Consider the following 14,088-nt stretch of genomic DNA (forward strand, 5'->3'; position numbering starts at 1 on the left):
TGACCGGCGACCTCACCTCGGCGTTCGACTTCGGCAGGGCCCGCCCCCAGCCGGAGGTGGAGCGGCCGGGGGAGATACCGGCGTTCACGGGCCGCGCCGCCCGGGCCGGTCAGGGGGCGGACCGATGGGCAGGGAGCGAAACGGCAGCCGGCGTCAGAGGCTGGTCTCGCCGGCGAGTCCGAAGTACTCGTGCCACTTGCGGCCGTCGACGAAGCCGGAGGCGCCGTCGGACACCGACACGTACACGTCGGCCTCGGAGTTGTGCGTGAAGGTGACGATGTCGGCCTTGCCGTCGCCGTTGTAGTCACCCACGTACGGGAACTCGCCGTCCGGGGCGAAGAAGTCGTTCCACTTCTGTCCGCCGCCGAAGGCGGTGCCGTCGGAGAGAGCCACATAGACGTCCGACGCCTCACCACCGGTGAAGGTCACGATGTCGTCCTTGCCGTCGCCGTCCACGTCACCGACGCGCGGCCGCTCGCCCTCCGGGGCGAAGTGGTCGTGCGCCTTGCGCGGAGCGCCGAACCGGCCGCCTTCGTTGAGAGCCACGTACACATCGGCCTCCGCGCCCTGGGTGAAGGCGATCAGATCGTCCCTGCCGTCACCGTCGACATCACCGACCGCCGGGAAGCTGCCCCAGGCGGCGAAGTCGTCGTGCCACTTCTGCCCGGGACCGAAGGAGCCGCCGCCCGAGAGCGCGACGTAGACGTCCGCCGCGTCGTCGTGGGTGAACGTCACGATGTCGTCCTTGCCGTCACCGTCGAAGTCGCCGACGCCGGGCACCTCGCGGTCCGGCGCGAAGTGGTCGTGCCACTTCTGTCCCGTGCCGAAGGCGTTGCCGTCGGACGGCGAGACGTACACATCGGCCCGCGTCCCGTGGGTGAACGTGACGACGTCGTCCTTGCCGTCGCCGGTGAAGTCGCCGGTCAGCGGCGTCTCACCACCGGGCGCGAAGTGGTCGCTCCACTTCACCGACCGGCCCGAGAACCCGGTGCCGGTGGACTTCGCGGCGTACACGTCGGCCGAGTCGTCCTGGGTGAACGTGGCGATGTCGTCCCTCCCGTCACCGTCGAAGTCGGCCGCGGAGCCACCGAACACACCACCACCGGTGAGCCGCACCCGCATCAGATAGACGTTGTACGGATCCCACTGCGACATCGTGAAGTACAGGTACGGGCTGTTGGAGTCCGCCGACCAGGGATGGATGAACGCCCCGTACAGCTTGGGGAAGTCGGCGCCCGCGGCGACCACCTGCTTGCCGCTCCACGGACCGGTGGGCGTCGGCGACGTCCGCATGACGACGGACGCCATGTGCTCGTCGAGATACATCATCACGAACCTGCCGAGATACCTGCTGTACTGCACCGACACCTCGCTGACCGGAGCGGCGGCGACGGCGGCCGCCGCGTTCTGGTCGGTCCCCCAGGAACCGCCGTTCCAGTAGCGGTACTCGGCGGGCTCCAGCAGACGGCCCTCGGGGACGCGTGCGAGATGCACATCGCCGAACCGGCCGTTGGGCGTGCCGTACATGTAGACGTGGCCGCCGTGCCGGACCATGGCCGCCATCTGGAACTTGTTGTCCCAGGCGGGGGTGTTCTGCCAGCGGGCGTCGGCGTCCCTGACCCAGTTCTCACCGTTGTCGTCGGACCAGGCGATACCCGAGTAGTTGGTGAACCACTCGCCGGCCCCGCCCCAGTGGTTCACCGACATGTAGTGCATGTACTGCCGGCCGCCCACGGAGATTCCGGCCGTGGGGATCGTGGTCAGCTCGTCGTTGTTGACGCGCTTGCAGGGCAGCAGTTGCTTGGCGTGGTTCGCGCGGTCGCCGGGCATGCTGGACAGGCTCATACCGTCGGCGAGGTCACGGTCACCGCTCCGGCCGAGCACGTTGCAGCGCCAGTCGATGGTGGCCTGGTCGCCGACCGCGGCGCCGGGCCCCGTCCAGCCGTTGCCGTAGGTGTCGCCGAAGGCCGTCAGGATCTCGCCGGATCCGTTGTCCCACATGATGCCGAGATCGGTGGCCTTGACCTGCCAACGGGCGTCGGTGGCACTGGTGGACCCGGGGCCGGTCACCTTGGCGACGCGCTCGGCGCGCGACAGCACGCCGGCCGTTCCGGCGGCGGAACTCGCGGCGGCCGGTGCCTGGGCCGCCGCGTGGGACGCCGTTCCATGGTCGGTGCCGGACCGCGCGGCGGCGGCGGTGGCCGTGGCGGTAGCGGACGCAGCGCCGGCGAACAGGGAAGCGATGACGAGCGAGGCAAGCGACAGTGCTGCCGGGAGCAGTTTCCCGGGATTGCGTTTCACCGCGTACTCCTTTCCTTCTCCATGTCTGGTGGAAATGCGGACGCAGGAGGCATCAGAGGGTGGTTTCGCCGGGCAGGCCGAAGTAGTCGTGCCATTTGGCGCCCTGGACGAAGCCGTCGACGCCGTTGGACAGCGCCACATACACATCGGCCTCGGCATTGCGGGTGAACGTCACGATGTCGTCCTTGCCGTCACCGTCGAAATCACCCACATACGGGAACTCCCCCGCCGGAGCGAAGAACTCGTTCCACAACCGGCCACCCCCGAACCGGGCACCGTCCGACACCGCCACGAACACATCAGCGTCCGAACCCTGCGTGAACGCCACGATGTCGTCCCGACCATCACCGTTCACGTCACCGACCCGAGGCTGCTCCGCACCAGGAGCGAAATGCTCATGCACCAACCGCCCCGGCCCAAAACCGGTACTGCCGTCCGAGAACGCCACGTACACATCAGCGCTCGCACCCTGCGTGAACGTGACCAGATCGTCCCTCCCGTCACCGTCCACATCACCCAACGCCGGGAACTCCCCCGCCGGGCTGAAGAACTCATGCCACTTCACACCACCACCGAAGCCGTCCACCCCGTTCGACAACGCCACATACACATCCGCCTCGGCACCCTGCGTGAACGTCACAATGTCGTCGAACCCATCACCGTTCACATCACCCACCGCCGGAACCTCACCCCCCGGAGCGAAATGCGTGTGCCACACCGACGCCGCACCGAACCCGGCACCCGTCGAAGCAGCCACAAACACATCCGCCTCCGCACCACCGGTGAACGTCACGATGTCGTCCCGGCCGTCACCGTTGAAATCACCACTCAACGGCGACTCTCCACCAGGCGCGAAGAACTCGTGCCACACCCCCGCACCACCGAACCCGGCACCCGTCGAAGCAGCCACATACACATCGGCCTCCGGCCCTTGCGTGAACGCGACGACGTCGTCCTTCCCGTCACCCGTGAAATCCGTCGGAGACCCACCGAGCATCGGTGCGGGACTTCCACAGTTGCCGCTGGTGTGGCGGGCGGCCGTGGTGCTGTAGCGGAGTGCCACGCCGTCGATGACGATCGGCTGATTGACGCCGTCCGCCTCCTGCTCGTAGTGCAGATGCGGTCCGGAGGACTGACCCGTCGTGCCGACCTTGCCCAGTTCGGCCCCCGCACGCACGTACTGGCCCTCGGCGACCGTGATGCGGTCGAGGTGTGCGACGAGGGTGGTCCAGCCGCCGCCGTGGTCGACGCGGACATGGTTGCCGTAGCCGGAACTGTTGGGGACAGGAACGACGTCGACGACCGTGCCGGCCGCCGAGGCCAGGGCAGGTGTGCCGAGGTCACCGGAGCCCGCGATGTTGAAGTCCAGGGCGGCCGGGACCTCTGAGGAGTGGTGGTAGTAGTCCCTGGTCTGTCCGCACGGCCAAGGGGCGCGGAAGTCGGGGCGGGGGCCTGCGGCCGAGGCGGCCGGCGCGGGGAGCAGTGTGGCACCGGCGGTCAGTACGGCGCCGACTAAGCCCATGTAGGTGTGCCGTCTTCGCATGTCTCGTTCTTCCTCCTCGGTAGGGACGTGAGGTGTGGGGACGTGAGGCGGGATGGTTCCGGCGCGCGGAGGGGCCGGGGTGCGCACCCGAGCGGCAGTGCGCACCCCGAACTGCCGCGTGGGATCAGACGGAGGTCTCGCCGGGCAGACCGAAGAAGTCGTTCCACTTCTGCCGCGCGCCGAAGGCCGTGCCGGTCGAGAGGGCGACGTGCACATCGGCCCCGGGGGTGTGGGAGAACGAGACGACGTCGTCCCGGCCGTCGCCGTCGTAGTCGCCGACGTACGGGTACTCGCCGGCGCCGGAAACCGCGTCGTGCCAGACGCCCTTGGCGTCGAAGGTGCTTCCGTTGGACAGGGCGACGCGGACGTCGCCGGCCGGGTCCGCGGTGAAGGCGGCGATGTCGTCCTTGCCGTCGCCGTCGAAGTCGCCGACGCGCGGGAGTTCCGCGCCGGGCGCGAATCCGCTGAGGACCTTGCGGGCCGGGGCGAAGGCGTCGCCGGTGGAGAAGGCGACGTAGACGGCGGCTTCGGTGCCCTTGGTGAAGGTGATGATGTCGTCCTTCCCGTCGCCGTTCACGTCGCCGACGGCCGGGAACTCGCCGGACGGGGCGAAGTGGTCGTGCCACTTGCGGCCCGCGCCGAAGGAGGTGCCGGAGGACAGGGCGACGTAGACGTCCGCCGTGCTGTCCTGGGTGAAGGTGACGATGTCGTCCTTGCCGTCACCGTCGAAGTCGCCGGCGGCGGGCGCCTCGGCGCCGGGTGCGAAGCCGTCGTGCCATTTCTGTCCGGCGCCGAAGGCGGCGCCGTCGGACGGCGCGACATAGACGTCGGCGGCTGTGCCGTGGGTGAAGGTGACGGCGTCGTCCCTGCCGTCGCCGGTGAAGTCTCCGGTCAGCGGGGTCTCCCCGGCGGGCGCGAAGTGGTCGTGCCACTTGCCGCCGCCCGCGAAGGAACTGCCGGTGGATGCGGCCGCGTACACGTCGGCGGTGGCGTTGCGGGTGAAGGTGACGATGTCGTCCTTGCCGTCCCCGGTCACATCGGTCGGGGAGCCGCCGAGCATGACGCCGCCCGCGTCGCCGTAGTAGACCTCGAGCTCCGCGACGGACGTGAACGTCTTCTCACCGCCGGGCCGTCCGATGACGCGCACGCCGTCGCCCGCCGTGGGATCGAAGGAGAAGGTGTAGGTGCGGTTGGCGCCGGCGGTGCTGTCGTACGGGTAGGCGGGTGCGGTCCGCCCGCCGGAGACGTCGACCCACTGGTTGTCCCGCCGGACCTGCACCCGCAGGTCGCCGGCGAACCAGCCGCCGTCGGCGAACATGTCGCCCGTCGTGTAGACGACCTTGTTCATCATGTACTGGCGCGGCCAGGTGTATCCCCACCAGCTCGCGCTCTTGCGCTCGTCGTTCCAGTCGTCCTCGTTCTGGGTCTTGTCGCCGTCGCTGTAGTAAGCGTCCTTGCCGAAGTGCGTGGCACGCTGCACGGGCACGGTCCCGGGCTCGCGGCCGAGGTTGCGTGCGGGGTCGGCGGCGTTGCCGGGTGCGGTGTCCTGACGCGGTTCCAGGCGCAGCTGCCGGAGCGAGAAGGTGTACGCCCAGTGGTCGCCGTGCGGATAACCGCCGCCGCAGGGGCAGACGTTGGACTGGAGCCACATGGATCTGCCGTCGGCGCTGATGTACTTCGACGGGATGGTGGTCGCGTAGCCGCCGTGCTTGGTGTGGGTCCACGGGTAGCCGCCGAAGTCCTTGGTGGCGAAGTGCTTCCAGGGGCCCCAGGGGCTGGTGGCCTCGTAGAACTCGAAGGTGTACTCGGTCCACGAGGTGTAGATGTAGCGGTTCAGCGGCTTGTTGTAGACGATGCCGCCCTGGCCGAGGACGGTGGTGTTCCGGACCCGGTTCGCCGTGAAGACGTCCTGGTAGATGTGGCGGTCGTCGTGGAGGACGGGCTGTCGCCTGCTGATGTCCGTGGACCAGACCGGGTTCCCCGAGGCGTCGAGGCCCGAGGCGTACTGCCAGGCGTTCTCGTCCATCACGGAGCTCTTGTGGACGCGGGCGAGATGCAGGTCGACGGGGTCGGGCACGCTGTCGTCGAAGGAGTCCCGCCAGTTGTGGTCCAGGCCGTACGCGTAGACGTAGTCGTCCGGGGCGTCGGCGTAGTCCTTGCCGTAGTCCAGGAACATCACCGTGGTGAAGACCCCGCCGCCGAACATCGGCCGGGTGCGGTCCCAGGTCCAGGTGCGGCCTTTGTCGGTGGACTTGGCGATGGTCGCGGCGGGCGCGTCGTTGAAGTCGGTCGCCAGGTCCTGGACCGCGAGGTAGAGCGCGCCGTCGACGCACGCCATGCCGGTGGGCTTGCGGTTGTGGTCGGCGGTCCAGATCTGGCTGACGTCGGTGGCGAGCTGGGTGCCGGAGAGACCGCCGGGCATGCCGGAGATCTTCGCGACACCGATGTCGCTGTAGTCGCCGCCGAATCCGAGGCCGTCGCCGTAGGCGGTGTAGACGCTGTCGTCGTCGGCCCAGCAGTTGGGCCACAGATCACCGTGGTTCCTGTTGTCGCCGATCGCGGGGGCGCCTACGGAGGCGGCGGGTTCCACGTCGACCGTGGCGAAGAAGTCACTCGCGGGCGGGGACCCGGCGGCTGCCGCGCCGGATCCGGCGGACGCCACGGCGCCGGACTCCCCGTCGTCGGCGGTGCTCTGCGGCGCGGCGGTCAGCGCTGTGCACACGACCAGGAACGCGGTGGCCATGGCACGGCCGACGGTACGTCGTCTCGGTATGGATGCTCGGGCGGCTCTGTGCATGGCTCAGCTCCCGGTGGGGGTCGATCAGCGAGAGAAATCGATTTCAGCGGGGACGGTACAAGCACGGCAGGGTCACGTCAACGGTTCTGACAGAGTGGACGGTTACGCGCCTGACGGGCCCTCATATCGGGGAAATTGGGAGCTTCTACGCCCGATCGACAAAGGTTTCCAAGGAATCCACCGAGAAAACGATTGCGTGAATCCCTGAGCGGAAGGGCACATGAACGACCGGGTGATATACCACCTGGGGGTATACACTGAACCGGAACGACGTCCCCGTTCCCGGAGGGAGCACCGCGATGGTCAAAGATGTGTACGAGGTCAAGGGCATGACGTGCGGCCACTGCGTAAGCGCCGTGACGGCGGAAGTGGGATCACTGGCCGGAGTGGAGAGCGTGCAGGTCGACCTCACGGCCGGCGAGGTGACCGTCGTCGCCGATCGGGAGCTCGCGTACGACGACGTCGCGGCGGCCGTCGACGAGGCGGGCTACGAGCTCACCGGCCGCCACGAGCGGTGAACGCCCCGCCGTTGGACGCGCTGCGCAGGGCGGCGGCGCACCCTCTCGTACGCGCCGTCGCCGTCGCGCTGCTGCACGCCGCCGCGGCGAGACTGGCCGAATCACCTCCGCCGGCCTCGCACGCACACCGTTCCGGTGACGGAACCTGCCGCGGCCGGGCGGGAGGCGCCGAGGACCCGCGGTAGCGGATGTGGAAGGGGGCGCGCCCGCAGCCCACTTCCACATCCCCGAAGAGGACCGGCGGCCACGGCCCGCGCTGCCGTCGGCGACAGCGACGTACACACCGACGCGGCGTCCCCCCGCTCCCCCGCGCGGAAAGCGCCGGGTGCCGTCAAGATCGCGGGTGCTCTGCGCCGTCCGGCCACCGGCTGGTCACTTGGCGGCGGCGGCCGTCTCGTCGTCCGACGCGAGGATCGACTCCTCCAGTTTGCGCAGCAGCCTCGCGATCTGCCGGCGCTCGGACGGCGACAGCCCCGCGAGCATCCGGCGTTCATCGGACCACGAGCGCGACGAGCGCGGCAGCCGGACCGCGGCAGCCCTCTTGCATGTTCTATGGCATACCCCATAAGTTACCGGCAGGTAGCCCGCCTGGCGGGTCGCCTTACCGAGGAGGGTGGTGGGCGGGTGAGTCCGCGCAAGAGCGACAGCCGTGAGCGGATGATCCTCAGTGCCGCTGCTCTGCTGCGTGAGTACGGGGCCAGCGCGACCAGCGTGGACCAAGTGCTCGCACACAGCGGCGCTCCCCGGGGCTCGGTGTACCACCATTTCCCCGGCGGGCGGGCGCAGCTCATCGACGAGGCGGTGGCTCTGGCGGGGGACTTCATCTCGGGCCTGATCGATGCCGCCATGCAGGCGGACGATCCGGTGGAGGCCGTCGACGCGTTCTTCCTGCTGTGGCGTGACCGGCTGGTCGAGAGCGGCTTTCGGGCCGGCTGTCCGATCGTGGCGGTCGCTGTCGAGACCAACGACGACGCGCCGCAGCTTGCCCGCTCCGCGGCCGCCGCGTTCGCCCGCTGGCAGGAGGCCCTCGCGGCGCTCTTCCTGCGGCACGGCCTGACCGAGGAACGCAGCCGCCGGCTCGGCGCCTTCATCATCGCCGCGGTCGAAGGCGCGGTGATCATGTGCCGGGCCGAGCAGAGAACCGCCCCGATCGAGGCGGCCGCCGCCGAGATCCACGACCTGCTCGTCCACGCCCTGCGTGACCGCCCGGGCGCCGAACCCGGGCCCCGCCCATAGTTCTCAGTCCTTGTTCTCAGTCCTTGTGCTCAGTCCTTTGCCCACGTCAGCTCAGCCCCCGAAGGAGTCGCCATGCCCACGCTCGACCGTCAGGACAACGTCTTCGTCCTCGACCTCGGGGACGGAGAGAACCGCTTCCACCCCGACTGGATCACCGCCGTCGGTGCGGCGCTCGACGAGGTGGAGAAGGCGGAAGGGCCCCGGGCCCTGGTCACCGCCGCCACCGGGAAGTTCTACTCCAACGGGCTCGACCTGGAGTGGCTGTTCGCCCACGCCGACCGGCACCAGGACTACGTCGTCTCCGTCCACGAACTGTTCGCGCGGATGCTGTCGCTGCCGGTCGTCACGGTGGCCGCGCTGCAGGGGCACACCTTCGCCGCAGGCGCGATGTTCTCGCTGGCCCACGACTTCCGCGTGATGCGCGCCGACCGCGGCTACTGGTGCCTGCCCGAAGCGGACATCAACATCCCCTTCACGCCCGGCATGGCGGCGCTCATCCAGTCCCGGCTGGCGCCTCAGACCGCGCACGAGGCCATGCTCACCGCCCGCCGCTACGGCGGTGCCGACGCCGCGGCCACCGGCATCGTCGACCAGGCGGTCAGCGAGGACGCAGTGCGCTCCGCCGCTATCGAGATCGCCCAGGCGCAGGTGAACAAGGCCGGCGACACCCTGGGCACCATCAAGGCCCGTATGTACGCCCCCGCTCTGGCCACCCTGCGCGATACCACCGACCCGCTCGGCTGAGCCGGCACCTCATCGACCGCACCACCCGCCCCCGGGAACTTCCCCGGAGGCGGGCCGCCGCACGGCGGCGGCACCGGCGCCCGCCGCGCCGCCCGCAGGTGCCGGACGCGGCGGCGGACGCCGCGGCCGGCCCTCAGGGAGGACAATGGCCGGGTGAGTGATTCGCACATCAAGCCTCACCTGCGGTGTCTGCACGGAAGCGGGGCCGATCTCGATCATGCCGTGGTCGAACGGTCGGTGGAGCGTGCGGCCGGCCTCTCGGACACGGCGCCGCTGCCGGTCGGGCCACCGGTGCACGTACTGGTGGTGCAGACGGGCAGATCGGCGGATCTGCGCTGGTCGGCGGACGGGACGCCGCGCAGGGAGCGGTTCCATCCCGGGGACGCGCTGGTCAATCCGGCGGGCTGGGCCTCGCGGCCGCGCTGGCACGAGGACGTGGAACTGCTGCTCCTCGGTATCGATCCGCTGTGGCTGGAGAAGCTGGCCGCGGAGGGTGGCGCCAAGGGGCCCGTCGAGCTGGTTCCGCGGTTCCATTTCACCGATCCGCTGCTGAAGATGCTGCTGGAGCGGCTGGCGGCGGAGTACGCGGGCCCCGGCCCGGCGGACGCCCTCTACGCGCAGTCGCTGGTGCAGGCGGCCGCGGCCGTCGTGCTGCGCGTGGCCGGGGAGGGAGGAGCCCCGGGAAGCCGCGACGGCGGGCTGCCGCCCCGCCGACTGGCGGAAGTGGTCGACTACATCCACACCAACCTGTCCCGGCGGGTCACGCTGGCGGACCTCGCCGCCGTGGCGGGGGTCAGTGAATCCCATTTCACCCGCGTCTTCCGTGCCTCGACCGGCGAGTCGCCTCACCGGTACGTCCTCCAGCGGCGGCTGGAGCAGGCGCGACGCGAACTCACCCGCACGGACAGGCCGATCGCGGAGATCGCGGCGGAGGCGGGCTTCGCGGACCAGAGTCATCTGACGCGGATGATGCGTCGCCACGACGGTGCCACCCCGCGGATCCTGCGCGACGGCAACGGGGGCTGACCGACGGGGCACATCAGGGGTCCGGGCCGCACTCGGCCCTGCCTCATCCGGATGTGGTGAGTGGTTTGTTCCACGGCTGATCGGATCGTTCAAGATCGGCGTGCCTGTCCGCGGCGAACCTGTAGGGGTCGCACGGCCACGGAACCGTGGCCGCGCCTTCCAGCCCCGACAACCGCAGGTGGGAATCATGGTCAACACACCGGACAAGACACTCGACGGCAAGGTGGCCTTCGTCGGGGGCGCGTCCCGCAACCTCGGCGCGCTCATCAGCACCACCCTGGGCGCCGAAGGAGCGCTGGTCGCCGTGCACTACAACAGCGACTCCTCCCGTGCCAAGGCCGAGGCCGTGGCCGACGAGATCAACGCCGGTCCCGGCAAGGCGTTCGCGATCCAGGCCGACCTGACCCGGACGTCCGAGGTCGAGCGCGTCTTCGACGAGGTCGTGAGCCGGTTCGGGAAGCTCGATATCTGCGTCAACACCGCCGGCATGGTGCTGAAGAAGCCCCTGACCGAGATCACGGAGGAGGAGTACGACCGCATGTTCGCGGTCAACTCCAAGGCAGCTTTCTTCGTCATGCGCGAGGCCGCCCGCCGGATCGAGGACGGCGGCAAGATCATCACCATCGTCACGTCGCTGCTCGCCGCCTACACCGGCCTGTACTCGTCGTACGCCGGCAGCAAGGCGCCCGTCGAGCACTTCACCCGGGCCCTGTCGAAGGAGCTGTTCGGCCGGAACATCTCGGTCAACAACATCGCCCCCGGGCCGATGGACACCTCGTTCTTCTACCCGGCGGAGGACGACGACTCGGTCGCGTACCACAAGTCGTCGGCCATGAACGGGGACCTCACCAAGATCGAGGATGTCGTTCCCTGGGTGCGGCACCTGCTCACCGACGGCTGGTGGGCGAACGGCCAGACGATCTTCCTCAACGGCGGGTACACCACGCGCTGAACCTTCCGCGGGGCAGGTGGTGGGCCGCGGCGCGGCCCACCATCCCGTCCGCGACCGGTGTGGTACTCACTAAGGGCCGGCTCCACCCGGAGACAACTGCAGCCCATGGCCCCTGACCGGCCGCATCGACAGCGGACGGGTCCGAACCTTCCCTCCTCACCGCCGAGACGCGTACCTATGAGCCAGTCACACTCCGCCGCCGGTGCATGGCACCGGCCGATGGTCGCCCGCCTCGCGAGCGAACACCATCGCACCGCCACCGCGCTGGAGCTGTTCTTCGACCTGTGTTTCGTCGTGGCCGTCGCCCAGGCCTCCGCGGCGTTCGAGCACGAGCTCGCCGAGGGACACGTCGGCCACGGCGTCCTCGGATACGCGCTGGTGTTCTTCGCGATCTGGTGGGCCTGGATGAACTTCACCTGGTTCGCCTCCGCCTACGACACGGACGACGTCCCGTACCGGCTCCTCACCCTCGTCCAGATCACCGGCGCGCTCGTCCTGGCCGCCGGAGTCGCGGAGGCCCTCGAGCACGACGACTTCACCGTCATCACGTGGGGTTACGTCATCATGCGGCTCGCCATGGTCACCCAGTGGCTGCGCGCCGCGCACTCCGATCCCGCACGGCGGCGCTCCTGCCTGCGCTACGCGGTGGGCATCCTTGTCGTGCAGGTCGGCTGGGTGGGCCGGCTGGCGCTGCCCGACGACGGCGGGCTGCCCAGCTTCCTGGTCCTGGTCGCCGCCGAACTCGCCGTCCCCGCCTGGGCCGAGAGCGCGGGCACCACCACCTGGCACCCCCATCACATCGCCGAGCGGTACGGACTGTTCACCATCATCGTCCTCGGCGAGACCATCACGGCCTCCACCATCGCCGTCCGCGCGGCCCTCGACACCGACGCCGCACTCGGCGACATCGCGACCCTGGTCGTCGGCGGGGTGCTGACCGTGTTCGCCCTGTGGTGGCTCTACTTCTCGCAGAACGCGCCGCGCCGCCTGACGAGCCTCAGGACCGCGCTGCTCTGGGGCTACGGCCACTACGCCGTCTTCGCCTCCGCGGCCGCCGTCGGCGCCGGTCTCGCCCTGAACGTCGCCCACGCCACCGGCCACGGCCATCTCACCGACCGTGCCGCCGCCCTGGCGTACACCGTCCCCGTCGCCGTCTTCATCACCATGGTGTGGCTGCTGCACCACCGGGCCGCCGAGCTCCGCAGCCGGACGGACCTGGTCCATCCGTTGGCCGTGCTCGCGGTCCTGGCCTCGGTCTTCACCCCCGCCCCGGTCCTCGTCACGGGCATCCTCACCGCCGCTCTGGTGGCCGCGACCCTGGTGCTGACCTGGCGCGCGGCGAAGGCCGCCGCGGCAGCGTGATCGTGTCGGGGGGACCGCCGTCACGATCGAAAAGGCAGGGGGCTAGCATATGAGCGCCACCTAGCTCGAAAGATAAACCTGTGACTGTCAACGAAGACGCGTTCACCAACTGGAAGACCCGCGAGGAGATCGCGGAGTCGATGATCCCGATCATCGGGAAGCTGCACCGGGAGCGGGACGTCACGGTCCTGCTTCACAGCCGCTCCCTGGTGAACAAGTCGGTGGTCAGCCTCCTCAAGATCCACCGATTCGCCCGGCAGATAGCCGGCGAGGAGCTCTCGGTCACCGAGACGCTGCCGTTCCTCCAGGCGCTCACCACCCTCGACCTCGGTCCCTCCCAGATCGACCTCGCCCTGCTCGCGGAGGCCTACAAGGCCGACGACCGCGGACTGACGGTCGAGGAGTTCACGGCCGAGGCCATGGCGGGCGCCACCGGCGCCAACAAGATCGAGCGCGGCGACGGCCGGGACGTCGTCCTGTACGGGTTCGGCCGGATCGGCCGCCTCGTCGCCCGCCTCCTCATCGAGAAGTCCGGCTCCGGCAACGGCCTGCGGCTGCGCGCGATCGTGGTGCGCGGCGGCGGTGAGCAGGACCTCGTGAAGCGCGCCTCGCTGCTGCGCCGCGACTCGATCCACGGCCAGTTCCAGGGCACGATCACCGTCGACGAGGCGAACAGCACGATCGTCGCGAACGGCAACGAGATCAAGGTCATCTACGCCGACGACCCGTCCGAGGTCGACTACACGGCGCACGGCATCGACAACGCCATCCTGATCGACAACACGGGCAAGTGGCGCGACCGCGAGGGCCTGTCGAAGCATCTGCGTCCCGGCATCGACAAGGTCGTCCTGACCGCTCCGGGCAAGGGCGACGTCCCCAACATCGTGCACGGCGTCAACCACGACACGATCAAGCCGGACGAGCGGATCCTGTCCTGCGCGTCCTGCACCACCAACGCGATCGTCCCGCCGCTGAAGGCGATGGCGGACGAGTACGGCGTCCTCCGCGGCCACGTGGAGACAGTCCACTCGTTCACCAACGACCAGAACCTGCTGGACAACTACCACAAGGCCGACCGCCGCGGCCGCTCCGCGCCGCTCAACATGGTCATCACCGAGACCGGTGCCGCCTCCGCCGTCGCCAAGGCGCTGCCCGACCTCAAGGCGCCGATCACCGGCAGCTCGATCCGCGTGCCCGTGCCTGACGTCTCGATCGCCATCCTCAGCCTGCGCCTGGGCCGCGAGACCACCCGCGACGAGGTCCTCGACCACCTGCGCGACGTGTCGCTGCACTCGCCGCTCAAGCGCCAGATCGACTTCACCACGGCTCCCGACGCGGTCTCCATGGACTTCGTCGGCTCGCGCCACGCCTCGATCGTCGACGCCGGAGCCACCAAGGTCGACGGCGACAACGCGATCCTCTACCTCTGGTACGACAACGAGTTCGGCTACTCCTGCCAGGTCGTCCGCGTCGTCCAGTACATCTCCGGGGTGGAGTACCCGACCTACCCGGTCCCGGCGGCCTGACCCCGGCGCTGCCCGTGAGGCCGTGTCCCCACCCCCCTGCCTCGCACGGGGGGGGGGTCACCGCCCCATAGGAATATAACACC

General features: G+C 69.6%; 10 protein-coding genes. 7 read left to right on the forward strand and 3 right to left on the reverse strand.

What is annotated here, in order from left to right:
• Positions 1-153: 153 nt before the first annotated feature.
• The 3 genes from AB0K36_RS33775 to AB0K36_RS33785 all read right to left on the reverse strand — a co-directional run bounded on the left by AB0K36_RS33775 (position 154) and on the right by AB0K36_RS33785 (position 6,587).
• Positions 154-2,301, reverse strand: coding sequence for a DUF5005 domain-containing protein (locus AB0K36_RS33775; protein WP_364601499.1), 2,148 nt, complete (start codon positions 2,299-2,301; stop codon positions 154-156).
• Positions 2,302-2,353: 52 nt separating this feature from the next.
• Positions 2,354-3,844, reverse strand: a complete 1,491-nt coding sequence (locus AB0K36_RS33780) for an FG-GAP-like repeat-containing protein (protein WP_364601501.1) — start codon at positions 3,842-3,844, stop codon at positions 2,354-2,356.
• A 124-nt stretch (positions 3,845-3,968) separates the two neighbouring features.
• Entirely contained in the window at positions 3,969-6,587 is a 2,619-nt protein-coding gene (locus tag AB0K36_RS33785) for an FG-GAP-like repeat-containing protein (protein WP_364601503.1), read from the reverse strand.
• Positions 6,588-6,940: 353 nt separating this feature from the next.
• Between AB0K36_RS33785 and AB0K36_RS33790 the strand changes: the two genes are divergently transcribed.
• From AB0K36_RS33790 to AB0K36_RS33820, 7 genes are all read left to right on the forward strand, one after another.
• Positions 6,941-7,159: a heavy-metal-associated domain-containing protein gene (locus AB0K36_RS33790; RefSeq protein WP_364601505.1), complete on the forward strand. Its 219-nt coding sequence runs from the start codon at positions 6,941-6,943 to the stop codon at positions 7,157-7,159.
• A 624-nt stretch (positions 7,160-7,783) separates the two neighbouring features.
• The gene (locus tag AB0K36_RS33795) at positions 7,784-8,395 is read left to right on the forward strand and encodes a TetR/AcrR family transcriptional regulator (protein WP_364601507.1); all 612 of its coding nucleotides are present in this window, start codon (positions 7,784-7,786) and stop codon (positions 8,393-8,395) included.
• 72 nt (positions 8,396-8,467) lie between these two features.
• Positions 8,468-9,139, forward strand: coding sequence for an enoyl-CoA hydratase-related protein (locus AB0K36_RS33800; protein ID WP_364601509.1), 672 nt, complete (start codon positions 8,468-8,470; stop codon positions 9,137-9,139).
• A 153-nt stretch (positions 9,140-9,292) separates the two neighbouring features.
• The gene (locus tag AB0K36_RS33805; RefSeq protein ID WP_364601511.1) at positions 9,293-10,165 is read left to right on the forward strand and encodes a helix-turn-helix domain-containing protein; all 873 of its coding nucleotides are present in this window, start codon (positions 9,293-9,295) and stop codon (positions 10,163-10,165) included.
• A 187-nt stretch (positions 10,166-10,352) separates the two neighbouring features.
• Entirely contained in the window at positions 10,353-11,117 is a 765-nt protein-coding gene (locus tag AB0K36_RS33810) for an SDR family oxidoreductase (protein WP_364601513.1), read from the forward strand.
• A 177-nt stretch (positions 11,118-11,294) separates the two neighbouring features.
• Positions 11,295-12,479 carry a low temperature requirement protein A gene (locus AB0K36_RS33815; protein WP_364601515.1) on the forward strand — a complete coding sequence of 395 codons (1,185 nt, stop codon included), beginning with the start codon at positions 11,295-11,297 and terminating at the stop codon, positions 12,477-12,479.
• 80 nt (positions 12,480-12,559) lie between these two features.
• Complete coding sequence (locus tag AB0K36_RS33820) at positions 12,560-14,005, forward strand: glyceraldehyde-3-phosphate dehydrogenase (RefSeq protein ID WP_364601517.1); 1,446 nt, start codon at positions 12,560-12,562, stop codon at positions 14,003-14,005.
• The last annotated feature ends 83 nt before the right edge of the window (positions 14,006-14,088 follow it).

This window comes from Streptomyces kurssanovii, from assembly GCF_040677245.1.
In the GTDB taxonomy this organism is placed as follows: domain Bacteria; phylum Actinomycetota; class Actinomycetes; order Streptomycetales; family Streptomycetaceae; genus Streptomyces; species Streptomyces kurssanovii.

Excerpts from the sequence above, each read along its gene's own strand:
- AB0K36_RS33790 (WP_364601505.1), top strand. The coding sequence starts at position 6,941 with ATGGTCAAAGATGTGTACGAGGTCAAGGGCATGACGTGCGGCCACTGC.
- AB0K36_RS33810 (WP_364601513.1), top strand. The coding sequence starts at position 10,353 with ATGGTCAACACACCGGACAAGACACTCGACGGCAAGGTGGCCTTCGTC.
- AB0K36_RS33785 (WP_364601503.1), bottom strand. The coding sequence starts at position 6,587 with ATGGCCACCGCGTTCCTGGTCGTGTGCACAGCGCTGACCGCCGCGCCG.
- AB0K36_RS33815 (WP_364601515.1), top strand. The coding sequence starts at position 11,295 with ATGAGCCAGTCACACTCCGCCGCCGGTGCATGGCACCGGCCGATGGTC.
- AB0K36_RS33800 (WP_364601509.1), top strand. The coding sequence starts at position 8,468 with ATGCCCACGCTCGACCGTCAGGACAACGTCTTCGTCCTCGACCTCGGG.
- AB0K36_RS33780 (WP_364601501.1), bottom strand. The coding sequence starts at position 3,844 with ATGCGAAGACGGCACACCTACATGGGCTTAGTCGGCGCCGTACTGACC.